Raw genomic sequence first — 23,167 nt, 5'->3', positions numbered from 1 at the left:
ACCCAAAAGTTTGTTTTTTATGCCGTGGCAGTATTCGCATTTACGGCATGCAAATAACTTCTGGTCGACAAATAGTCTGAGACGCCATCCAGTACCGCTTTGATGAATATTTTTATTTCATCAAAAATCGCAACAAGCTCATCTACGGAGGTGTCTTGACCGCAATCCTCAAATGAAATGCCGCCGTGAGCCAATTCATTTCGTTTTGTCTTGACGTTGAGGAGCCTGACGCCATCGCGCGAAGCTGCCTTGTCATGATCGGCAAGCTGAAATCCGTATTCTTTTGCCTTGTCTTTGATCAGGCGACCATCCAGATTGCCGGAAAACAGGTCTTTTTTATCAAAGCCGAGCCAGATCAGCGCGCTGGATATCGGGATGGCCGCATCGAGCAATTCAGATGGCGTATCTGACGACACCGCTTTGCGAAGACCCTTGATGGCAATTTTTCTCACATCCTCTTTGAGTTCATCAAAGCCGACCTGCTCATCCGCGATGTGTTGGTGTATGGCATCTATCGCATTTGTCATCGTTGCTTCCACCAAGTTGTACAGCATCAAATAGGCGGAAGCTCGCAGCGTCTTCTCGAGGTCTCTGCCGACAACATAGGTGTTCGAATTCGCCCCATCCAATGGCTCGCCGCACAACCTTGAATCCCGGTTGTCTCTCATGAACTGCAGCATTTCGAAGAAGCGCTCGATCTCACGGCAGCGAGAGTTATAAGTCTCCTCTGCGCCAACCATTGCTGGGATTGAAGTGGTCATACCGTTGGCTCGACCCCATTGGCCCATTCGATATCTCGGCCAAGCAAGCTATCTCTGACAAAATTAATTCGATTGATTACACGAGGGCGCGAATTGCTTGCGTCGGACCGGGTCAAATAGCGGAACATTTCGCTATCGAGCCAATCCATGTTGCCGGGTTGAATATTTGGGTTTTCAGCGAGGGCAAGTGCAACGCCAATGGCGATCGCCTCAAACCTTATGCGAGGCACTGACGAGTTATTTGCATTCTTGCGGAAGTGATATGGGAAGTGCTGACGAACAAATGAAAGCATCCCCATGAAGCTGCTCTCAAAAGCAGCGCTGTCGAAGCCATTTTGATTCTTGTCGTCGAGGTAGTTGTCCAGGAACTCATCTACGCGGCGGTCAAAATTCTCATATTGATCCCGGTAGGCGAAGAAACGCAGCACGAGTTCTGGATATTCCCGGCGCTTCACACGGGCATCGCTAATGGGGCACAGGTCTTTGAATTCTTGAACGTCGGACAAGCCACGGATAAACGTCAGGAACTGTCCGTCGCGAGACCCCATCCGTTTTTCCATGTCTTCCAGTTTTGATCCGCCACTGTTCAGTCGATCAAAAAGTTGCCGCCTTGCTTCCTCGTCAACTTCGATGAGTTCGATCATGCGAAGGGTTTTGCGCCCGAAGCGAAGCTGCCTGGGCAGAGGAAGGTCTTTGAAACGAAAACCGATCAGCTTGTCCAGTATTTCGAGCCGATCGAGCTTCAGCTCGTTGCCCATGAACCGCACCAGGGTTCTTATTCTTTGCGAGCCGTCGACGATCTCAAGTCGGCCAGCATCCTCTCCGGAAGTTATATCCGCCACGTACAGATAAGGGATCGGCAGATTCAACAAAATCGACTCAATGAATCGAGACTGTTGAGCCTCACTCCACACCAGTTCACGCTGGTAATCGGGGACGAATATCTCAGCCTTGTCGCCTTCGATCTTGTCGGTGAATTTTTTGACGATGACTTCTACGGGGTACTCGCGGATATCGAAGTCAGTCTCTTTCTGACGAAGGGCAATCTGCGCCTCGGCCTCATCTTTTTGTTCTGCGGTAAATGCATCGATGAGGTTAATTTGTTCATTTTGTTCCATGTGATTCCTCGCAATTTGAATTGGCCAGGCGCTCAATCAACGAACCAGTGACAGCTCCGGCAGCTGCACAATTCGCAATCAATGTTTGTCCCTGATGTAGCGTAGGGCTTGAACTGTCAATGCCAGCCAGCTTCATCGCTTCCGCCAACTCGCTCCCCGGCAAATGTGCGTCGGCAAGGCGAAGCTGGTATGTCCCAACCAGTGGCGTAAGCGCACGGCGTGCCTCCTCTGGTGCGCATACCGTCGCCAGAGCCTTCTCTAGCGATTTGAGTGATCCCCACTTCTCACTCTTTGGTGGTGCAGCGATCTCTTGCAGCACGGCAATGTCAATGCTGTCAGCCGTCAGCCGTGCTATGTCCTTCGCCAGCGCGAACAACCCCTTCTCGTTGGTCGACCGAAAACGATGGATGCGACTCAACACTTCATTGCGGTACGGGTGCTCACGAAAGAGTGGTTTGCCCCGTGCGACCAAAAAGACCTCATCCATGCGAGCCAGCGCTTGAACAAGCGCGGTTTCGGGCGAGGTGGTATCTGCTGGTCGTGCCCGCATCTGCGAAGCAAGCAGTTCCTCTGAAACGCCGCCCTCTGGTGTGACGTTGAAGCCTGCCCAGACTCTCTGCTGCCAATCTGGCAATAGGCCGATGTCCTTGGCGTACACATTGACGAGGCCAATCGCGTTGACGCCAAAGTGCACGCTGTAGTCGGGGGAGCAGGTGACGGAGCCCGTGTCCCGGGTGTACCACTCCAAATGCCCGCCCCGATGCTCAAGGAGCGCGTTGATTACTTCGGCCCGGAACCAAAGCCAACGGCTTTCTTTCGTGAGGGTATCTTTTGACTCACGAGTGCCTGACGCATCGGTAATGAAGAACACAGAGCCTGGAACATCATCTCCACGAATTCGGGCGCTGTATTTGCCTGGGTTGATCCACTCATCTCGCCAATATTCGCCTTCGACGACGAACAGCTTTCGCTCTTCACGTTTGAACGACCAGGACCGTCCTTCGGTTACGTCGTCCGTAGGGAACCCAAACACAGGCACATCTTCGCTAGGATCAACGTCTGTTCGAGACACATGAAACACCGCCGTTTCCGCACCAAATGGCATGCCGCCTTCGTGGATCTCATAAGTACGCCCTTCCCAGCGCGCCCCCTCAGTACCTTCATGCTTCGGGTTCTCTACCCAAGCGATATGAGCGATGTCCTCGACAACCTCCTCGCGGTTCCAGTAAGCGGTCACGAGTAACCCCATGCCTCGTGCACAAAGGTAGTCAAGCAGGAATTCCGACCTTGCCTCCATCAGGAATGGTCGACCGTCTGGGTGCCGATGGAGGCGGGCCACTTCCGTGTATCCCTCATTCGGGCATATCCAACGATCACCATCCCTCATGAGTTCAAGGGCAATCACAAAGTCCTGATGCAGGTGCCAAACGTTTTGTTCAGCACTGTTCAAGCGTTGTTCAAGCACCAGTGAAAAGCCAATCTGCTCGCCTTGGCTGTACTCATATATGTCGGCTGGTATGTAGCGCCCATCGTCGACACAGGCCCGGTTTTCGTGACTGATGCCAACATCCGACCAACCAAGCTTGGTTGCCTTGTCTTTGAGCGCAACAGGAACGGCAAGTGAGCCAGCGCCAAAGAATTCCTCCTTGAACCCAAGATGGCCACGATTTCCCTGTTCGCAGATTGGCTGAACCGCTCTCAGCGGTATCCAAGCTGATGAAGCAAACTTTCGACGGCGGATTTCAGCCATCTCGAACCAGGCCTGGGGCATCATTGCGCAGTCCCTCCGGCATCTGCCGCGCGGTATCGCGCACCGCGACGCTCGCCTTGGCGTTCGACCTTGCTACCCGCAATCAAGTCGGAAATGGCAGTATTCCACTGACTGTCCGTTATGTTGGTTGCTGCTAGAATGTCGGCCTTTGCATGCCAGTCAGGGTTTGCACATAAAAAATCAAGGATGGCCGTGGTAGCCGACGTGCCATGCGAGGTCGAAGCAGGCATCGCTTCAAAGTCGAAAGACGGCTGTGCAGACGCGCTGCGGGTAGCGCGACGTTGAGCGCGAGCTCCGCTACTGCCGCCATGCAGTCCTTGGGCAACCTCTTCTTCGTACCGCTTATGGTTCAACTCCGACAAGCGTCGCAATACTTTGAGGCGCGTAGCCTCCGATATGGTGAAGCGTGTTCGATCATTTTCAGGAAGATAAGGCACTTCATGAAAGCCGTGATTAAAGTCAATATCTTCCCAGCCATACGCTCTGGCGACACCAATATCCATCGCAACCTGCAGCCTTCTAAGTGCCTCAATCATTTCATCAAGGTCGCTTGGGTTATGGAATCGGTTGTATAGCTCTGTTAAGCCAATGCCGTATCTATTGAGCACATCTTCACGTAATTCGTGAAAACGTAATCCCACTTCATTGAGATCTTTATTTTCGATGTTGCTCGGCATGGGCCAGGTTTCGAGCGCCTCCGAGGTCGAATATGCTAGGGTAGAAGTTCCCATCATCCCGCACGTCCAATAAGACCAAACGGCATGCAGCGACGACTGAAGAGATGCAAACTCCCCCCAAGAGTCAAAGAAATACAATTTTGTTCGCTTGTTTAGGATGAATCTTGCTGAAACAAATCTAAACGAGAGGTACTTTGAAGTGATGGCGGAAGCTAAAATAATCTCTCTTTTTTCAAGCTCCTCAACTAATTGAGGGCGCAAATCCCAAAACTTCCAAAAACAATCCTGATGAATCTGTCCGGTTAGGGATTCTCGGTATGGCTTAACCAACTCCTCCACTCTTTCAAAAGCGGGACCGAATTGCTTTGATTTATCTTTCGACCAGTCTCTAAAATAGATCACCCAGCGATAAGGCACCAGATTCGGCATCGTATTGAGGTCTTGCCCAATGAACATTGGGAAAATGACCTCCTCGCATTTTGGATCTTGAACAATGAGCTGATTGCGCTCTTCGGCAGTTAGCTCGAAGCCGCGCCCCATAATGTTCTGCCCCTCTGAGAACCTTCCTTTCAATGCCTTGAGCTTCACCGGGCGCTTGATCTGGAAATCCTCTTCCAGTGCACCGTTGATGGCTGACACTACTTTGTCATCCAAGAACTTTTGACCTTGCCAGCCATTGCGGGCAACCCACGCGATCGAAACGACTACGGCCGCATTGCCTGGCCAAACCATTCGTGAGCATCCCCGATAAACGGTTCCGCCCATTCCGATGATCTGATCTAGGCAGACGACACGGGAACCAGTCTCCGTGATCGACTTGGTGGCTAATAGGCCAAAGCCACCATTCGATCCGAGCAATGAAAAGGCTCGCAGAAAGAAATAGACGCAGAGGTCAGGCGACCCTACAACGTCATTGCGCACTAACTTCAAATACTCTTGATACGCCAGCCCGAAACGACGTCCGATCAACCGACCTCCGCTGAACGGTGGGTTGCCGACGAGAGCATCGAAGCCATGTTGCCTCCCGCGGGTAAAAACCTCCGGAAACTCCAACGGCCAATGAAATGGTCGCCGTACAGCCTTGTCAGCGGGAAGACCTACCGACAGCGTAGTGACCGATCTCCGACGCATCGCGGCGAGCACGTCGCGGTCGCCTTCGATAGCTAGTCCTGCCTGTATGGTCAACGAAATTAGCGTGCTCTCCAGTGCTGCGCTGCCTCCCGCCGCGAATACCTCTCCGATGAACGTGTCGGCGATACTTTCCGGAACTTCAAGTCTACGGCGTGCATCAGCATCCAGATTTGCCATGGCTTCCACGTCACGTATGTCGCGGATCGGCATCTCGCGTAACCGCACCCGGAGTTCAATCGCCTCACGTACAGCCCGCTCAATGTTTTGGCCGAACAAGCTTTGCTGCCGCTTGCCGTTGGGGCTCATGGCAAGCTCGATGAGCTGCTCCAGTTTGTGTATGCCCAGCAAGCTGTCACCGCAGCGCAAGTTATGGTCGAGGAAGCCAAAGGGGCGTCCCTTGGCCAGCGTCACCAGCCAGATGGAGAGCTTGGCGAGTTCGACTGCCAGCGGGTTCAAATCGACGCCGTACAAGCATCGTTCGGCAATGAGGCGGCGCGCGATCACCGTGCGAGCATCGATGTCGCGGGGAAGTGGTTCCTTGGCTACTCCTGCTTCCAGAACCTCACCATCCACGCTCACGGTTTTGCCCGTTGTCTCGACCAGTGACCAAGCCTCGACGAGGCGATCCGACAGCCAGCGGCATGCCTGCACCAGGAATGCGCCCGAGCCCATGGCGGGGTCGCAGATTTTGAGGTCGAGCAGTTCGGCGGGGGATTTCAGTGCCCACTGTTCTCGCGGCATTCCCTCGGCCGGGCCGACATAGGCCACTGGCGTGAGGGTCTCGGCAACGATCGCTTCGGTTAGCGATTTCGGGGTGTAGTGGGTGCCGGTTTCGCGCCGGTCTGAGCCGGCGGTGACGATGAAGGCTCCTGCGGGATACACCAGCGGATAGCCCCACGGGTCGGTGCGCAGCAGATGGGCATAGGGTTTGACACGGTCGCGGAGCTTGGTGTCGCCCTGGCAGGCAGTCAAGAGACGGTCGGCCAGGGTGTCGTCGACGGGCTTGACCAGATCATTACGCACCCGGCTGGCAGAACTACCAGAGCGTTCTTGCAGCAACTCGGCCAACTGCGCAGCGCCATCCAAGCGTGCCGAATCCAGCTCGGCCAGTTTGATCCATGGCGTTTTGGCGCTCTTGGTGGCATCCAGTTCCAGCGTGACTTCATCGGTGCGCTTGACGGTGCGTTCCAGCAGACCCTCATACACATAGCCGATCTGTTCGACATCCAGTGCGCGGTAGGACAGCGTACGGCCCTGGAATTGCTGGATGGCCTCCAGCAACAACAGCACGGTGCGATTGTCGATGGGCAGCGGTGTGGCCGCATCAGTACGCCAACTCGAGCCCTTGGCACGACCTTCGAGGAAAGGGAAACGATCCGGATCGAACAGTGATCCGCCCAGCGCTGGGAGACGCAGATTCTCGTGTTCGATGCCGCCGAACACGGCACGGAAGATCGCCAACAGGCGTGACCAGGCGTCCCAGCGGCGCTCGAGGATTTCCTCGGATTCCTTGCGCAATTGCATGCGCAAGGTGGAGAGCGCGTAGTTGGCTTCGTAGCGCTCATCGCCCATCAGGAGCAGGCCACGCTCCTCGGCGGAGAGCAGGAACACCAAGCGCATCATCACTGTCAGCGCGGCCTCATACAGCTCCGGCTCCTTGACGTCGTGCAAGAGCTCTCGATTGCGATCCTGATCGGCTTTGTCGAGGGTCTGAATCAAAACCTCGACGGCGCGGCGTACTTGCTCACCAAGGGCGTCGGTGACTTCGTCCTGGAATTTCAGGGAGCGATCGAACAGCGCAGGCAGTTGTTCAGATTCGTCGACAAAGAAACGACGAATGCCGAGCAGGTGTACGAAGGCCTGCAGGGTGATGGACTCTTGGCTCCAGATGCGGGCATACCAACTGGCAAAGGTTGTGACCGCACCGACTGGGGCATCCACCAGCATCCAGCGTTCGCCATTGGTCACCAAGCCGAGGCGGCAGCCCAGCGCGCGGCACATCTGAACCATGCGATCGGCGGGTGTGGCGGCCCAGCCGTTTTGCTTCAGGGTGGCATCGAGGTCGACATCCTGCGCATAGGTCTGGATCAGCAGCAGCGGTTTGTTGGCGCGTTGCTCATCTACTACTGCAAGATCGGGCGACAGCGTCACGCCATGTTCGGGCAAGCTGGCTTGGAGGTTAGCGGCGCACCAATCGGCCCGCTTGAGAACGTCGCCTTTACCGTCTTCATCAAGCTCAAGGCCTCGCGACAGAACTTCGTCAATCCAAGCCACGTGTAGCTCGGCGAACTGCGCGTCTTCCAGCTCCAGCGCTTCGCGCCATTCCTCGTAGGCTTGGCGCAGACGTTTGCGCTTGGTGGCATCCAGCTCTTCCAGCCCTTGCGGAAAGGCTTCCTTCAGAACGGGAACGGCGAGGAAAGGGCCAGATATCTCAATCAGCGACAGCCAATCATCATGCACGCTGGGAGCACTCATGCGGCACCTCCCTGAACGGCAGATGCAGGCACCAGAAAGATCACGGCGACCGGGAAGGTGCGGTCGTTGAGTTTGGCGTAACGGGTTTCGATGGCTTCAGCCTCCTGCTGGCGCTCGGCCGGAATGCGGGCAAGACGCGCTTCCAGTGCGGCGGTGTCGCGCCTGAGCTGTGTTCGTTCGTCTTCGGTGAACAGGGAAAGCTGCGCCGGTTGCTGGTCTTTTTTCAGTTCAAGCTGAATGGCCTTCTCAAGCTCATCAAGCACGGAGCCAATGTCAGCCACCTCTTGCTGCTTGCGGGATTGCAGTGTGTTGGTCAGGAACTTGAGCCGGTCTTTTGAACGGGCGTCTATCGCTTGCAAGATGGCGCTCTGCGCACGGTCGAAGCGGACGCGGATGGCATCAAACAGAGAGTCTGCGGCGGTCAGCGGCTTGGCTTGATCCAGCCATTGCTGGACTTTGGTGACGCCTTCTTCGCGGCGGAATGCTTTGTCGCCCAGATAGCCCCCGGCGACCGTTAGTTCTTCGTGGAGGCGATGATGGTTGCCACCCGTGACGACCAGCCGCGAGATGACGACCACGGCAGGCCCGTCGATCAGGGCGTCTGGCACCGAACGCACGGTGACGCGATGCAACTTCTTCACATCGTCTTGCGCCCAGACCTCGGCGCGCAGCAAGCGCAGGCACATCTGCACCAGTCGGTGGTTCAGGTGAACCAGCACTACGTCGTCACGCCCGGTGGCGACGGCGTGATCGAAGGTGATAGGCCGGATTTGCAGTGTGTGGGGGTGGCGCAGACCCTCAAGGCAGCGCGCCCACGAGCCCGACAGCGCGGGCATCTTGAATACGGTTCCTGCCGGTGCATCAGCCAAGGCAAAGGGCTCAAGCGGCGGACGGCCTGCCAACACAAGACCCGTCTTGACCGCTATCAGGATGTGCTCTGGCGTGAGGTGGAAATCCTGCTGCGTGGTCAGGAGCCGTTCGTGCAGCTTGGCGACGCGGTCTTTGAGTTCACGCTCGGCGCGCACGAAGCGGCGGGCCTTGGCAATCTTGGCTTCAGCGAGGCGTGTATCGAGGTCTTTGAGCGAGCCTTCGATCAGCCCCGACATTTGCGGCGCGATGACTGGGTTGACGCTGCCCATGTCCGCCCGCATGGATTCGAGTTTGCGCAGTGCCCGGATGATGTCGTCGCCGTGACCGCCAATGGTTGCTTTGCCTTGTTCTCCGCCATCGACGGGGTGCCAGATCAAGACCTCTTTCTGGCGCTGACCGTGCCGGTCGATACGGCCGTTGCGCTGCTCCATCACGTTGGGGTTGTATGGGATTTCCAGATGGATGAGGCAGTTACAGTGATTCTGCAAGTCGATACCTTCGGACGCGGCATCGGTGGCCAGCAGGATGCGCACCGCTGAATCCTTGGGCGAAGTCTGGAACGCCGCTTTGATCTTCTCGCGTTCATCCTGCGGCATGCCGCCATGGAGGATGGCCAGTCGATCACCACCGAAACCGTGGCTGGCGAGGATCTCGTGCATCCACTGATGGGTGGTGCGGTATTCGGTGAACAAGATGACCCGACGATCATTCCACTGACCGTCAGTCTTGAGATTGGTGGTGAGCCAGTCGAGGACAGCCTTGGCTTTGGCATCGACCTGGTTCTTGGCGGTCTGTGCCCACGACCGCAGCTCGTTCAGCATTTGTTGCTGCTCTGCTGTGAGCGGTTGCGCACGACGTGAGGCCTCTTCGACGGCCTCGGACTGTGCGTTTTCGACCTCCTGGTCGTTGGCGTAGTCTTCTTCGACCCGCAGGATGGCTTTGCGCAAAATGCGGTCGGCCATCGCATCCTTGTCCTTGCGCTGGCTGCCATTGGCCAGGCTGGCAACGTGCTTCTCAAGGGTGGATGCGAAAGCAGCGGGAGAAGAAAAGAGCCGCTTCTTGAGCAACTGGTTGACGAACGACGTGCCGAATGCATTGCCGACCTTTTCGGCATCCTGCTCGCGGCTCGCGCAGTAGTCGTTCAGTGTTTGGTGAATGGCGCGCTCTTGTGGGGAGTACGAGGCCAGCAGCGCTTGCAATTTGCGCTGTGCATAGAGCGGCTTGCCTTCGGCATCGACCAGATCGCTTTTGAGGCGGCGGATCATGACCTGACCCAACTGCTTTTCATCGGGCAGGATGTTTCGAGCGAAACGCTGGTCGTCCAGCAACTCCAGCAGCGAAGTGAAGGATTCGGTGTAACCGTTGTGAGGGGTGGCCGTCAGAAACAGGCGATGCTGGAAGTGTGGACTAATGGAGCGGATGAAGCGTGTGCGCTGGCTCTCCAGCGCATAGTTCGCACCGGCAGCCGGGGCGATGTTGTGTGCTTCATCGACGACCAGCATGTCGAACTTGCGCGGGTAGCTGGTGTGTGCGGGCAGGACGTCGCGCATGGCGCGCAGTCCTTCGCCGCTCTTGACCCAGTCCATAGACGCGATTAGACGTGGATGGGAAGTCCAGGGATTGGCATGGATGCCGCGATCGCGGCGCAACTGCTTGATGTAGGCCGTGTCGACAACCCGGAAATCAAGGCCAAACTTTTCCAGCATCTCGACACGCCACTTTTCTTGCAGCGATGCGGGGCAGATGATCAGGACGGTGCGAGCACGGTGCCGCAGCAGCATCTCCTGGATGACTAGACCGGCCTCAATGGTCTTGCCCAAGCCGACGTCATCGGCGATGAGCAGATTGACGCGGGCCATATCGATGGCGCGTACCAGCGGGTCAAGCTGGAAGTCCTCAATGCTGACGCCGCTGCGGAAAGGAGCCTGCAGAAAACCTCGGTCGGCATTGGTGGCAGCACCCCAGCGAACCGCATCAAGAAAAGCGTCGAGGGTGTTGGAGTCATCCTGGCCAGTAATTGACGGCAGACCTGCGCGCTCAATGATTTGCGCGCCGGGCTCAATCTCCCAGATGACCTCAAGCTCCTCACCTAGGCCATCCTCGTCGATGGATGAAAGGGTCACCGCATTCTGTTGCGCAGAGGTTGATGTCAGCTTGGATGAGGCGACTTCGGCAACGACCCACTGGCGCCGCCTGACCTCGACCAACTGCCCAGGCTCTGGGCGGGCCCGGTAGGCCTGGCTATTCTGTGCGTTCGAAATTTCCATGCGGTCTACCGTTTTCCTGTTCTGTGGGTTCTATGCGCCCCAGCAAATAGCCGGGGCGGCATTTATCGGGTCATGGTTGTGGCGCAATCGCGGCAAGATGGGAGTTGATGCTGCGTGCGATCGCGCGACCAAGGTCCACAGGAACGGCATTGCCGATCAGGCGCCCCAGTACCTTGAAGCTCACCTCACCGTCATCGGGAATGAACGCGTAGTCACGCGGGAAGCTCTGAATGATTGCCGCTTCCCTCAATGTGATCGCGCGATCTTGTTCTGGATGCCCAAACCGGCCATTCCCGAACCCATAGCACTGCGTCGTCATGGTGGGGGCGGGCTTGTCCCACTCCATGCGGCCGTAGACGCCGGGGTAGGTCCTGCCGCTTTCTGCGCGATGGCAGTCAGCGACGAGATGCTCCGGCCAGTCGCGCCACGTGCCGCCAGGCTTCGATACCTTGATGCGTTTGAGATTCTTTTCTGACAAGGTAGATGAAACGTGCAGCTTGTCTCTCGGTGCTGCTTCACCTGCGCTCAGTGCGCGCAGGCGACCAATCGCCTGCCTCACGGTTTTGGGCTTATCGATCGTAGGTTCGATCATCCTGATATCGCCATGCCTTGATGCCAGCAGAACCATGCGGCGGCGAGTTTGTGGCACGCCGTAGCGGGAGCTGTCGACGACATCAAACCAGACGTCGTAACCAAGTCGCTTGAGCGTGTCGACAAAGTCGTGAAACACCTCGTGCTTGGCAACGGTCGGGACGTTCTCCATCGTGATTACATCTGGCCGGGTGCCTTTTGCCAAACGAGCGAACTCGTACAAGAGTCCCCATTTGCCGTCCTTTCCATCCAGCTCGTAGCGTTGTGCATAGGTGGAAAAAGGCTGGCAAGGTGCACACCCTGCAAGGATCTTCAAATCGGCATCGCCGAAAAGCTGATTCAACTCAGCGGTGGTGACTTTGCTGATATCTCGCTCTACAAATTTGGCGCTGTTGTTAGCCTCATAAGGAAAACGGCAGGCGGGGTCCATGTCGATGCCCGCAACGACTGGCACGCCCTCAAGCACGAAGCCATGCGTCAGCCCGCCAGCTCCACAGAACAAATCAACACAAGAAATTTTCGTCATTTCAAACAATCCTCTTTTCGTTTCGACCGCAGGATGAGGCGGTCGAAACCCGTCGATAGCAAGTCAATCATTCTTTGCCTCGACCTTCGTTTTCTGCTGCTCCACCAGAGCGCACCCACTCATCGACTTCCTCAGACTTGAACTTCCAAAGTCGACCGATTCGGTGAGCAGGCATATTCCGTTTACTGATCCAGGCATAAACGGTGTCCTTGCTCACGCCGAGGTACTCGGCGATCTCTTCGACCGACAACCAGCGATCTGACATGGCAGGGGTTTCCATCAAAAGTCGGAATAAGGGCAGCTTGCTAATGATTGCACAGATTATGCTCGCAGTAAATCCGAATAGATCGGATTTGGCATGATTGGGTGCGGTTTGATGTGATTGACTGCTGTGGTACGTGTCAGTCCGGGCGGTGCTCGTCTTCTCTTTACGTGGACACCAGCGCAATTTCAGCTTTTCGCCGTGCCACCAGCCCCGGCAGTACCTTCCCGCCGCCATAGACCCACCGCCGCAGTTCCTGCCCAGCAGCGATCCAGTCTCGCTGGTTCACTCGCCGCCGCAGCGTCGACGTCTGCAGCCGCCCAGCCCCGAGGTTGAACGTGAAATCCACGATGGCCGCGAGCCGCCTCTCGGGCTCGGTGGCCAACACCGGGCAGTAGCGCAGCGTCGCGGCAAGCGCAGATTGCAGGTCGCGCGCCAGATACACCTCGGCTTCTGCCTCCGTGATCGGCGGGTGCTTGGGGTCGCAAAGGTGGCCGTAACCAATCGTCCAGAAGCCTGCGGGACAGATATAGGGAACGGCAGTGATCCCGATTCCGCGCTTCACCCTGCGTTCGAATCCCTCGAAGCGCTTGGCCAGCTCAATGGCTGCTTTTGGCACCTCGATCACGACCGCACCCGGTCAAACACGCGCCCGAGGAACCAGAAGTTCAGCACTCCGGCCCACAGCGCCTGATCAGCCTCTGTCCATGCGTGCAGGACCGCCGAGCCCCAGCCAGCACCTGCAGTCACTGCGGCCGCAAATGCGGCAGTCTTGGCAGCGCAGTACAAAGCCATGAACCAGTAGGTGATGACCGGGCGAACGCTGCAAGACAAGGCATCAGCCCAGCGCACGCCGGTTTTCTCGCCCTGAGTGCGAACGGCTTCGCGCAGGGTCTCAATGGCTCCGACGCTCCACGCAGCTTCGGCACCTGCGCCGATTTCCGACATTCGCTGCGCGCCACGCAGTTTCTCGAACTCCAGCGCCTTGTCCTGCATCGCCAATTCGTGTCCGCGCTCGCCTTTGCGGTCGAGCCATTTGAGAATTTCAGGCGCGAGACGGAAGACCCCGCCGAGCAGGCCACCAAGCAGTGTCTCGATCATTGCGGGCCTCCCATCAGTTTCAACTTGATGGCGGCCCCCACCAGAAGCGCGGCCAGGATGCCGGTAGTGATGACCTTGACAGTGGTCCGCCACGCGGTACGGCGGGCATCGCGCCAGGCCTCCAGCAGGTCGCGCAGTTCACGGATGTCGCGGGCGGCGTGGCCATTTTCCAATCCAAGGTGGGTCAGGACACGCTCGGCTCCGCGTTCAGCGGCGCGGTCGAGCAGTTCGCGGCCTTGTCCGGAAAAGTAAGCCATGTTCAGTCTCCTTGGGTGGCTGCAGTTGTGGAAACACCGGACGTGGCATCACGGCGGGTGGGTTTGGAATCGGTGGCTGGGGTGACCGCTTTGGCCGTGCCTTGTGTGATCAGCCAACGGGCGCTGGCGTCATTCAGATCAAGGCGATCACCTACGGCGAGGCGCTTGCCTGCGTGGGTATGGGGTTTCAGTAGTTCGATGTGCATGTGGGATTCATCCTGTTTGGGTGAGGTCGATGGCGTGGGTGCGGTAGCGGATCTCGTAGCGGGCGGGCAGCGCGACGGCCCCGGCGTCGGCGTCGTCGAACTCCCATTCGCAGTCGATCTCGCGCACGGCGATGGCCAGACCGCCCAGATTCGGGTCGGCGAGCATTGCCGCGTGGGCCGCGACCAGCGCCTGGTCGGCGACGTCGAAGGCATCCGCACCGCGTGCCACCACGGCAAGCCGGACGACCAGCAGCCGGTCGACCAGGTGGTTGGCGTGGGCGGTGATGCTGTCGCCATCAACGAACAGCAGCAGCGCTGGACTGGCCTCGCGGGTGACCGGCACGGCAGGCATGCGCAGCACCGGTGTCGGGGCAATCGCAGATGACAGGCGTGCGACGATCTCCCGCAAGACGCGCTCGCGGACGGAGTTCATGGGGAATTCCTCAGAGTTGGGAGAGCGAGGCGCGACGCTCGGTGCCGTCGCCGATGGCGCGCACGTCGCGCACCTGATAGATATTGCCTGCCACCTCGACCGTGTCCCCGGCTGCCAGCGTCAGCCAGGACGCCGGGTAGTCGATCTGGTAGTCCCGCGACAGCGCAAAACCATCCAGCACGGTTTCGTCGGGGGCACGGAAGGCGCAGTGCACGGTGCTGCCCGCCACCGTGACGGCGGTCAGCAGTCCTGCACTGCGGGCCGCCTCGTACAACGTCGCGACATCCATCAGGCAGCAACGAGCTTGATCAGCACGCCAGGGCGATGGCACATCGGCAGCGGGTTGCTCTGCGTGTGCAGATCGGTACCCCGGTCGAACTTGCGTGGCTCCTGCTTGGCATACAGCGGCTGGCCGATGGTGTTGACGGTCTCGTTGAAGTCCGCTGGCGCGAAGTAGGTCGCGAAGGTATCCACCGTGCCGACCGGGAAGGCATGGGCTTCCCCTGCGGCGATGAAGCGGCGCGACCCCAGCGTGCCGTCGGCCTGCACAAAGGAAGCCTGGCCCCGGTATTCCTCGAAGGTGATGCCGCTGTAGCTGAAGCCCGAGCGCATATCGTTGATCAGCACTGCGCCCTGCTGCCAGTTCTGGTAGGCGGTCTTGACCTCCTTGTGGGTCGTCAGCGCCCGGAAGAACTCGGTCGAGCACAGCACATGCACGCCGGTCGAGAACTCGCCGGTGAGCCCATCTTCCATGAGCCCCAGCAACTCGAGGCAGGCAGTCTTGATTTGCCCGTTGTCTGCCGCCGTCGAAAACTCGAAGGACACCGATTGCGCGGTGATGTCGAACTCGTCGAACAGATCGACAAGCTCACTGCCATCAGCATCGAGGATCTTGCCCTTGAGCGCCCCCATGCGCAGATGCTCCAGGGTGATCGCGTGCTTGTTGCGCATGGTCTCCAGATGACGGGCCATGACACCGCCAATGGCTTCCATCTCGGTTTCGGACCCGAAGGCGCGTAGTCCTTGAACTTCCTCGGGCAGCACCACGTCGTCGTGGGGGATGTGCGGGATCACGAAGGAGCGCAGGTTGCGCTTGCCACGTTCACCCACCGTGCCGGGCGAACCGGGCGCGCGGGTGGGCAGCAGATTCAGACGACCGGCGTACTCCTCGACGATGATCTGTCGGGTGCGCACCGGCTTGGCCGGGAACAGGTTGAGTTGCTCCAGGCGCCCATAGCGGTTGGGCAGGAGGTTGATGGCGGCCGTCAGGCTGGCCATCGAGAAGCCGGGGTTTTCAAAAGGGTTCTGCATTTGGGATCTCCAGAAATGACGAAACCCGCCAGCGGCGGGTTTTGGGGGGAGTGAAACGAAGCGTTGGAAGTGGGTCAGGCGCTATCGCGGGCCAGGACTCCACGTTCTGCGAGTTGCTTGATGGCAGCCACTTTGTGCGCAGTGCTGATGCCGGTCGGCCAGACCAGTGCGCCGCGCGCGACGATGGCGTGGCGGGCGATCAGGATCGCGTCCTCACGGTCGATCAGCGTCGCATCGACGTCATTTCCGAGCACGCCAACGGCGTTTTCCGTGCCGTTCGAGGCGCTCGGGTCGAGGGCCTTGAGCTTGGCGGTAGCCGTTTCGCGGCCCACCACGGTGCCCAGCGGCAGATTCTGCGCGGCCGCGACGGTGTCCTGGTCACGCGAGTAAAGATTCGGCGCTTCGTACTTCAACAGGTCGCCGAGATTTTTGGGTTGAGAGACAGTGGGGTCGTGCGAAGCTTGCCGGCGAACGATTCGAACTGGCATTCGACGGAGCCAATATCGGCGACCTTTTCGTGAAATTGCAGAAGAACAGTTAAAAAATCTTCGTCGGCTCGGGTTCATTTCCTCATCTTTCCGCACCAGTTCGCAGCGGTTCTAAACTCCCTCATGGTGTCGGCGGCAGTCAATCCGGACAATTTCACTGCATGTGAGTTTGACGGAGAGGACCGCTACCCATGCATCAAATAAACCATTTCCCACCCGAACGGATGACGCCGGAGCAGCGTCGCCACGAGATCGCGTCACTACTGGCCAACGGCCTGGCGCGCCTGCGAATCAGCGGTGCAGAACAGTCCGCAAACATCGCCGCAGATGGCGAGTTTGAACTTGGCTTCTCTGGCAACCAGCGCGTTCATACAGACCCCGTCAACAAGATATCCACGGAGTCAAAATGAGCACGCACATACCAACACCTTCAACGCCACCTTCGGTGGCAGCGCAAATCGCCAGATTGCCGGATCTGCCGATGGCCGACATCAAAGCGCTCTGGCAACAGCTGGTCGGGGGTGAAACGCCCACCCACAACCGCCAGTTCCTTGAACGACGCATTGCGTACCGGCTGCAGGAGGCAGAATTCCGCAAGGTCGACGCCAATCTGCTGGACCGCAACCAACGCCGCATCGCCTCGCTAGTGGAAACCGGCAAGGTGAAGAAGCGTGACCGCGATTACCGTCCGGCTGCTGGCACGGTGCTGGTCCGCGAATACAAAGGTGTCGAACACCGTGTGATCGCGACCGCCGACGGCCAATATGAGTTCCAGAGTCGCATGTACCCGAGCCTGTCGATGATCGCCCGCGAGATCACTGGCATGCGCTGGTCGGGGCCCTTGTTCTTTGGGCTCAGGCCGCCATCCAACGCCAAGGCCAAGCCATCCACCAAGAAGAGAGGTGCACGATGAGCGAAGTCTTGAAGCGCCGCATGCGCTGTGCGGTCTACACGCGCAAATCCAGCGAAGAAGGACTGGATCAGGAATACAACTCAATTGATGCTCAGCGCGATGCCGGTCACGCCTACATGGCCAGCCAACGTGCGGAGGGCTGGATTCCGGTGGCCGACGACTACGATGATCCCGCCTTCTCGGGCGGCAACATGGAGCGCCCGGCACTGCGCCGCCTGATGGCGGACATTGAAGCTGGCAAGATCAATGTAGTCATCATCTACAAGATCGACCGCCTCACGCGCAGCCTGGCGGACTTCTCCAAGATGGTCGAAGTGTTCGAGCGCTACGGCGTCTCGTTCGTATCGGTCACCCAGCAGTTCAACACGACGACATCCATGGGGCGGCTGATGCTGAACATCCTGCTGTCCTTCGCGCAGTTCGAACGTGAGGTCACGGGCGAACGCATCCGCGACAAGATCGCAGCCAGCAAGCGCAAAGGCATGTGGATGGGCGGCGTGCCACCGCTGGGCTATGACGTCGAGAACCGGCGGTTGGTACCTAACGAGCGCGAGGCCAAGTTCATCCGGCACATCTTTCAGCGCTTCGTCGAACTTCGCTCCAGTACGGCGCTGGTCAAGGAGCTGAAACTGGATGGCGTGACTTCGAAGGCGTGGACCACGCAAGACGGCAAGACCCGTGACGGCAGACCGATCGACAAGGGGCACATCTACAAGCTCCTCAGCAACCGGACATACCTTGGCGAGTTGCGGCACAAGGAGCAGTGGTACCAAGCCGAACATCCGCCCATCATCAGCCGCGAACTGTGGGACAGCGTCCATGCGATCCTGGCCACCAATGGCCGGGTGCGCGGCAATGCAACGCGGGCGACCGTGACGTATCTGCTCAAGGGGATCGTGTTCGGCAACGATGGGCGCGCGCTGTCGCCTTGGCACACGACCAAGAAGAACGGGCGTCGTTACCGCTACTACGTGCCCCAACGCGACACCAAGGAACACGCGGGTGCCTCGGGCCTGCCGCGTCTGCCCGCCGCAGAACTCGAGTCGGCCGTGCTTGACCAACTGCGCGCGATCCTGCGTGCCCCGAATTTACTCGGCGACATGCTGCCGCAAGCGATCAAGCTCGATCCAACCTTGGACGAAGCGAAGATCACCGTGGCCATGACCCGGCTCGACGCGATTTGGGGTCAACTGTTCCCGGCCGAGCAGAGCCGAATCGTGAAACTGCTGGTCGAGAAAGTCATCGTGTCACCCAACGACCTCGAAGTGCGGTTGCGCGCCAACGGTATCGAACGTTTGGTGCTGGAGCTGCGTCCCGAGCCTACCAACCAAGCAGCCGAGGCACTGGCATGAGCGATATCCGCATCCAGAAAACCGGCGAGCCGGACATTCTTCAGACCAGCGACGGCAGGTTGACCCTGTCCGTGCCGATCCAGATCAAACGCCGCAACGGCCGCAAGTTGGTCACCTTGCCAAACGGCGAGACCGCGCCGGTCAGGCCGTGGGACGTGGCACCGACCACCATCCAACTGGCGCTGGCCAGAGGGCACCGCTGGCTAGCGATGCTGGAATCAGGAGAAGCGAAGTCGTTGAAGGAGATCGCAACGCGGGAAGGGATCGACAACAGCTATGTGAGTCGGATGGTCAACCTGACCACGCTGGCACCTGACATCGTGGCTGCCATTCTGGATGACGCCTTGCCGAACCATGTCACGCTGTTTGACCTGGCGGTGGACCCGCCTGCGCTGTGGGATGAGCAACGGGCCAGGCTTGTATAGACCTAGCGGTGGCACCGGTATAAAATTACCGCTGGTGCCCACCATACTTGCACACGAGTAAAAAAAGGCGTTGCTTCACAGTCACTGAAAACTTCTCTTTGAGCCTCGTCGTCGGGGACTTAAACGTGTGCGTCTGACCCGAAACCGGCGTGGCATTAAGGAAAAGTTTGTCATGACAATCAAAGAACTCGCGTACTCCGCGCAGCAACACGTGCAGGCCAGAACAGGTGCCTCTTTCAAGAGGGCCCACATCTACGAACTGCTGGCAGCTTCCTTCGGCTTCAACTCGCACGCAGCGTTTGGTTTTAACACCGTACTGACGGAACTACGCCCGAACGATAGGCAGGCAGTTCCGCAAGGCACGCTCATCAACCGACGTTGCATTGAGCTTGGATATCGGCCTGACACCGCGACTCTAGCGACGTCGGCGCTGGAATCCTTCCTGACAGAGCGGCAAATCGGCATCGTCAGCATCTCGTCATTGATCAGTCGCCTGCGAGGCGAATCGCCCAACCAGGACGACGAGCTCGAATACGATGAGGATGAATTATTCGAGCCTACCGACGAGGCGTTCGGACCGATCCTCGTTGACGGTTTGGATGCCGCAGCCAGCAAGGGCAATGCTCTGGCTCACTACGCACTTGCACTGATATACGCTCCTGACGATGAAGATGACCCGGACGCTGGAAGTTCCTATTGGTACGAACAGGGGCAGCAGGGACGCGTCCTGACGGGGGTGGAAAAGGAGTGGGCCGAAGCGCATGCGTCTCGTTTGGCCCATGCTGAAAAGTATGCTCACCATTTGAGGGAGGCTGGTCGGCTGGGCCATCAAGATGCACTTCTCGACCTGGCGGAGCGATTTGACGATCCGTCCTTCTTCGAGCAACCACGTCACGATGTTGACGCTGATCCAGCAGCAGTTGCCGCTATCGCAGAACGCATTGGTCGCCCTGCTGATGTCAGGCATTGGCTGACCCTTGCTGCCGAGAGTGGAGACACGGAAGCCATGCTCCAGCTCATTGAAGAATATGACCATGGTGACCTGCAGCGCTGCTGGACGTGGGCGTACCTGTCCCGGCTGGTCGGAACGGATCTAACCCAAGATGCGCATTACGCGATCAACGAGGACGGTTCGGACTACGACGATGATGTCGGCGGTCCAGCCTATGTCGCAGGTCGTGACGGGGTAGATCTTGAACCACTCGATCCGGCGCAAGACGCCACTGCCAGGCTTGCTGCACAGAAACTGTTTGAGCAAATCGAACAGAACGCACGGTGAGTCTGTTGGCATTGCACCAGGGACGCTTTGCCCGCTTTGGTAGCCAATGCCGCAATCCAACCACTTGATTCGTCCGCGCGTAACCCATTGATCTGTAATGGGGGTGGTCGCGGACTTTGCGGACTTCGGGCCTATTTCGGAGAGCGAGGTCGGAGCGAGGAATGGCCAGGAGAGAGTGGAATGTGGCCCGGAATGGCCAATTCAGGCGGTTGGCGAAGTCCGCAGGCGTTCGGAGGAACCCGCACGAGTACGCGGGAACTGGCGCGATCAGGCAAGAAAAAACCCCAACCGAGAACGGTTGGGGTTTCAATATTGGTGGAGGCGGGGGGAATCGAACCCCCGTCCGCAAGTCCTCTACAAAGCGTTCTACATACTTAGTCTTGCCAATTAAATCTTATTTCCAAGCCGCCGACAGACGGGCTGCCTGAAAACCAGTTACCTTAAGTCTTGTTTACCGCCAAGTAACCCGGCGGCAAACCAGCCTATGTAAGAGACGTTGCCGTAGGTTTTACCCTACACAGCCCACAGGCCAACTGTTGCAACGGCAGGCCTTAAGCGGCCAATGCGTAAGATTCGTCGTTTGCGAATATTTAAGTTCAGTGTTTTACGGGAGTCTGAAATCCCGGTATGCCCGCATCTGCTTCGCAACCCCCGTCGAAACCAAAATCGCCCCCAGATAGGAATGGCGATTATACCTTGCTTGTGCGGGCAAAGATAGCCAATCTATTCCGGCAATCAGTAAATCGGTGCAAAACGCCGTATCACATTGGGTTGTGCGGTGCCGTACCGTATAATTCAGCCTTAAATAAGGCTTGCTTAACAGGAATCCGCCATGTACGACGTTAACACCACCGATGTGCGCCGCTTTTTCGGCCATGTTTGGCAACTGCGCCAACAGCCACATTTGCTCGATGCTTTGCAACACAAGGCTTTGCGCATTATGGAGGCGCATCCGGAATACGCGCATTATCTCAACCACATCGACCGCTATTTGGATCACAATTGGACGCCGGAACAAGGCGAAACCAATCCTTTTTTGCATTTGTCTTTGCATTTGTCGATACAGGAACAAGCCGCGATTGACCAGCCGTTTGGCATTGCCGACATTCACCGCCGCTTGTGTGCCAAACACAATGACGATTGGGTGGCCGCTGAGCATGAAATGATGGAGGCACTGGCCGAGACACTGTGGCAGGCGCAGCGCTATGGCCAAGGCTTGGATGTGAATGCGTATATGACGCGCTTGCGCCGTTTGGTGGATTTGGGACAAGAAGACGAGGCGCGGTTGAATCCGCATGAAGTGGCGCAACAAACGCCGCCGGCAGATAAGAATTAACGCCACTTAACGGCAATACAAAAGGCTGCCTGAAAGTTTTATGCTTTCAGGCAGCCTTTTATGCCATACAAATCGCCAAACGGTTTATTTGCTGCGCATCAAATCGAAAAAGTCGGCATTGGTTTTGGAGGCTTTGAGTTTGTCGACCAAAAACTCCATCGCTTCGATGTCGTCCATCGGGTGCAAGAATTTGCGCAGCAGCCACATTTTTTGCAACTGCTCGTTGGAAACCAGCAATTCTTCGCGGCGGGTGCCGGAGCGGTTGATGTTGATGGCGGGAAATAGGCGTTTTTCGGCCATGCGGCGATCCAGGTGCAATTCCATATTGCCGGTGCCTTTGAATTCCTCGTAAATCACATCATCCATGCGGCTGCCGGTGTCTACCAAGGCGGTGGCGATGATGGTGAGCGAGCCACCCTCTTCCACATTGCGTGCCGCGCCGAAGAAGCGTTTGGGGCGGTGCAATGCGTTGGCATCCACACCACCGGTAAGGATTTTGCCGGATGCGGGCACCACGGTGTTGTAGGCGCGCGCCAGGCGGGTGATGGAATCAAGCAGAATCACCACGTCTTTTTTGTGCTCCACCAAGCGCTTGGCTTTTTCCAGCACCATTTCGGCCACTTGTACATGGCGTGTGGCCGGCTCGTCGAAGGTGGACGACACCACTTCGCCGCGCACGGAGCGGGTCATTTCGGTGACTTCTTCCGGGCGCTCGTCAATCAGCAGCACAATCAATTCCACATCGGGATAGTTGGCGGTGATGGCGTGGGCAATGTTTTGCAGCATCACGGTTTTACCGGTTTTGGGCGGTGCCACCAGCAAGGCGCGTTGGCCGCGACCGATGGGCGAAATCAAATCAATGGCGCGGCTGGTGATGTTTTCTTCGGCGCGGATGTCGCGCTCCAGCGCAAATTGCTTAGTGGGAAACAGGGGTGTTAAGTTTTCAAACAGAATTTTGTGTTTGCATACTTCCGGGTCGTCGCCGTTGATTTTGTCCAGCCGCACCAGCGCAAAATAGCGCTCGTTGTCTTTGGGTACGCGCACGCTGCCTTCGATGGTGTCGCCGGTGTGCAGATTAAAGCGGCGGATTTGGCTGGGTGAAACATAAATATCATCCGGGCTGGCCAGATAAGAGGTGTCCATGCTGCGCAAAAAGCCAAAGCCGTCGGGCAGGATTTCCAGTGTGCCGGAGCAGGTAAAGGCTTCGCCTTTTTTCATTAGCAGGCGCACAATGGCAAAGACAAGGTCTTGTTTGCGCAGGCGGTTGGCATTTTCAATGCCCAGCTCTTCGGCCATGTCCAGAAGTTTGGAAACGTGTTGGGTTTGTAGTTCGGAAACGTGCATAGGTTTAGAGAAATCTCAAGAGAGGAATGATGATTTAAGAATGGGATTTGGCCACCAACAAACACCGCACAACAGCACAGGCTGCCTGAAAACGGCGGCGGGCTGAATAGTTAAGCGGATGGGGGATAAGGTGAGCAGATTCGGGTTTGGGGCATTGGCCGATGAAATTTGCAGAAATACAGCTCATAAGCAGATTTGGCCAACGCGCTGAATTCTAGACTTGCCATAGCGGCCTGTCAAGGTAAAGCGCGTTGGGTAGGCGTTGGCAGCGGA

General features: G+C 57.8%; 22 protein-coding genes and 1 other RNA gene. 6 read left to right on the top strand and 17 right to left on the bottom strand.

Annotation, left to right across the window (positions count from 1 at the left end; all coding sequences use genetic code 11):
* Positions 1-17 precede the first annotated feature (17 nt).
* The 15 genes from JQU52_RS09580 to JQU52_RS09510 all read right to left on the bottom strand — a co-directional run bounded on the left by JQU52_RS09580 (position 18) and on the right by JQU52_RS09510 (position 16,245).
* On the bottom strand, positions 18-761 hold the full coding sequence (locus JQU52_RS09580) for an MAE_28990/MAE_18760 family HEPN-like nuclease (protein WP_230338267.1): 744 nt from the start codon (positions 759-761) through the stop codon (positions 18-20).
* The gene (locus tag JQU52_RS09575; protein ID WP_230338266.1) at positions 758-1,879 is read right to left on the bottom strand and encodes a DUF262 domain-containing protein; all 1,122 of its coding nucleotides are present in this window, start codon (positions 1,877-1,879) and stop codon (positions 758-760) included. The genes JQU52_RS09580 and JQU52_RS09575 overlap by 4 nt, the downstream gene beginning before the upstream one ends.
* The gene (locus JQU52_RS09570; RefSeq protein ID WP_230338265.1) at positions 1,866-3,653 is read right to left on the bottom strand and encodes a hypothetical protein; all 1,788 of its coding nucleotides are present in this window, start codon (positions 3,651-3,653) and stop codon (positions 1,866-1,868) included. Before JQU52_RS09570 ends, JQU52_RS09575 begins: the two co-directional genes overlap by 14 nt.
* On the bottom strand, positions 3,650-7,933 hold the full coding sequence (locus tag JQU52_RS09565; protein ID WP_230338264.1) for a BREX-1 system adenine-specific DNA-methyltransferase PglX: 4,284 nt from the start codon (positions 7,931-7,933) through the stop codon (positions 3,650-3,652). Before JQU52_RS09565 ends, JQU52_RS09570 begins: the two co-directional genes overlap by 4 nt.
* Positions 7,930-11,070, bottom strand: coding sequence for a DISARM system SNF2-like helicase DrmD (gene drmD / locus JQU52_RS09560; RefSeq protein WP_219162020.1), 3,141 nt, complete (start codon positions 11,068-11,070; stop codon positions 7,930-7,932). Before drmD ends, JQU52_RS09565 begins: the two co-directional genes overlap by 4 nt.
* A 70-nt stretch (positions 11,071-11,140) precedes the next feature.
* Positions 11,141-12,187: a DNA cytosine methyltransferase gene (locus JQU52_RS09555; RefSeq protein ID WP_230338263.1), complete on the bottom strand. Its 1,047-nt coding sequence runs from the start codon at positions 12,185-12,187 to the stop codon at positions 11,141-11,143.
* A gap of 67 nt (positions 12,188-12,254) precedes the next feature.
* Positions 12,255-12,452, bottom strand: coding sequence for a methylation-associated defense system helix-turn-helix domain-containing protein MAD1 (mads1, locus tag JQU52_RS09550; protein ID WP_015471944.1), 198 nt, complete (start codon positions 12,450-12,452; stop codon positions 12,255-12,257).
* 163 nt (positions 12,453-12,615) lie between these two features.
* The gene (locus tag JQU52_RS09545; RefSeq protein ID WP_219162022.1) at positions 12,616-13,077 is read right to left on the bottom strand and encodes a lysozyme; all 462 of its coding nucleotides are present in this window, start codon (positions 13,075-13,077) and stop codon (positions 12,616-12,618) included.
* Complete coding sequence (locus tag JQU52_RS09540) at positions 13,074-13,550, bottom strand: hypothetical protein (protein ID WP_219162023.1); 477 nt, start codon at positions 13,548-13,550, stop codon at positions 13,074-13,076. Before JQU52_RS09540 ends, JQU52_RS09545 begins: the two co-directional genes overlap by 4 nt.
* A complete protein-coding gene (locus JQU52_RS09535) occupies positions 13,547-13,807 on the bottom strand; it encodes a DUF6127 family protein (RefSeq protein ID WP_230338262.1) in 261 nt (86 codons plus the stop codon). Before JQU52_RS09535 ends, JQU52_RS09540 begins: the two co-directional genes overlap by 4 nt.
* A gap of 2 nt (positions 13,808-13,809) precedes the next feature.
* On the bottom strand, positions 13,810-14,013 hold the full coding sequence (locus tag JQU52_RS09530; protein ID WP_230338261.1) for a DUF7210 family protein: 204 nt from the start codon (positions 14,011-14,013) through the stop codon (positions 13,810-13,812).
* A gap of 7 nt (positions 14,014-14,020) precedes the next feature.
* Positions 14,021-14,446: a hypothetical protein gene (locus JQU52_RS09525; RefSeq protein ID WP_230338260.1), complete on the bottom strand. Its 426-nt coding sequence runs from the start codon at positions 14,444-14,446 to the stop codon at positions 14,021-14,023.
* A gap of 10 nt (positions 14,447-14,456) precedes the next feature.
* Positions 14,457-14,735: a head-tail joining protein gene (locus JQU52_RS09520; RefSeq protein ID WP_230338259.1), complete on the bottom strand. Its 279-nt coding sequence runs from the start codon at positions 14,733-14,735 to the stop codon at positions 14,457-14,459.
* On the bottom strand, positions 14,735-15,757 hold the full coding sequence (locus JQU52_RS09515) for a major capsid protein (protein ID WP_020200538.1): 1,023 nt from the start codon (positions 15,755-15,757) through the stop codon (positions 14,735-14,737). Before JQU52_RS09515 ends, JQU52_RS09520 begins: the two co-directional genes overlap by 1 nt.
* A 74-nt stretch (positions 15,758-15,831) precedes the next feature.
* Positions 15,832-16,245: a head decoration protein gene (locus JQU52_RS09510; protein ID WP_268866613.1), complete on the bottom strand. Its 414-nt coding sequence runs from the start codon at positions 16,243-16,245 to the stop codon at positions 15,832-15,834.
* Between the two features lie 191 nt (positions 16,246-16,436).
* Between JQU52_RS09510 and JQU52_RS09505 the strand changes: the two genes are divergently transcribed.
* The 5 genes from JQU52_RS09505 (at position 16,437) to JQU52_RS09485 (ending at position 20,214) form a co-directional block, all read left to right on the top strand.
* Positions 16,437-16,655 (top strand): hypothetical protein, encoded by a 219-nt coding sequence (locus JQU52_RS09505; RefSeq protein WP_041296624.1) that lies wholly within the window; start codon positions 16,437-16,439, stop codon positions 16,653-16,655.
* The gene (locus JQU52_RS09500) at positions 16,652-17,158 is read left to right on the top strand and encodes a DUF2924 domain-containing protein (RefSeq protein ID WP_219162030.1); all 507 of its coding nucleotides are present in this window, start codon (positions 16,652-16,654) and stop codon (positions 17,156-17,158) included. Before JQU52_RS09505 ends, JQU52_RS09500 begins: the two co-directional genes overlap by 4 nt.
* The gene (locus JQU52_RS09495) at positions 17,155-18,510 is read left to right on the top strand and encodes a recombinase family protein (protein ID WP_230338257.1); all 1,356 of its coding nucleotides are present in this window, start codon (positions 17,155-17,157) and stop codon (positions 18,508-18,510) included. Before JQU52_RS09500 ends, JQU52_RS09495 begins: the two co-directional genes overlap by 4 nt.
* Positions 18,507-18,935 (top strand): LacI family transcriptional regulator, encoded by a 429-nt coding sequence (locus tag JQU52_RS09490; RefSeq protein ID WP_219162032.1) that lies wholly within the window; start codon positions 18,507-18,509, stop codon positions 18,933-18,935. Before JQU52_RS09495 ends, JQU52_RS09490 begins: the two co-directional genes overlap by 4 nt.
* Positions 18,936-19,107: 172 nt before the next feature.
* Positions 19,108-20,214, top strand: coding sequence for a hypothetical protein (locus JQU52_RS09485; protein ID WP_219162033.1), 1,107 nt, complete (start codon positions 19,108-19,110; stop codon positions 20,212-20,214).
* A gap of 313 nt (positions 20,215-20,527) precedes the next feature.
* Here the strand turns inward: JQU52_RS09485 and ssrA are convergent.
* Positions 20,528-20,888: a transfer-messenger RNA gene (ssrA, locus tag JQU52_RS09480) on the bottom strand.
* A 158-nt stretch (positions 20,889-21,046) separates the two neighbouring features.
* Between ssrA and JQU52_RS09475 the strand changes: the two genes are divergently transcribed.
* Positions 21,047-21,550: a DUF1841 family protein gene (locus JQU52_RS09475; RefSeq protein ID WP_230338256.1), complete on the top strand. Its 504-nt coding sequence runs from the start codon at positions 21,047-21,049 to the stop codon at positions 21,548-21,550.
* Between the two features lie 84 nt (positions 21,551-21,634).
* Here the strand turns inward: JQU52_RS09475 and rho are convergent, their stop codons facing one another.
* Positions 21,635-22,894, bottom strand: a complete 1,260-nt coding sequence (rho, locus tag JQU52_RS09470) for a transcription termination factor Rho (protein ID WP_230338255.1) — start codon at positions 22,892-22,894, stop codon at positions 21,635-21,637.
* Between the last annotated feature and the right edge of the window lie 273 nt (positions 22,895-23,167).

It is taken from the genome of Paralysiella testudinis, assembly GCF_016894345.1.
In the GTDB taxonomy this organism is placed as follows: Bacteria; Pseudomonadota; Gammaproteobacteria; order Burkholderiales; family Neisseriaceae; genus Paralysiella; species Paralysiella testudinis.
This window is presented reverse-complemented; position numbering and strand designations above follow the sequence as displayed.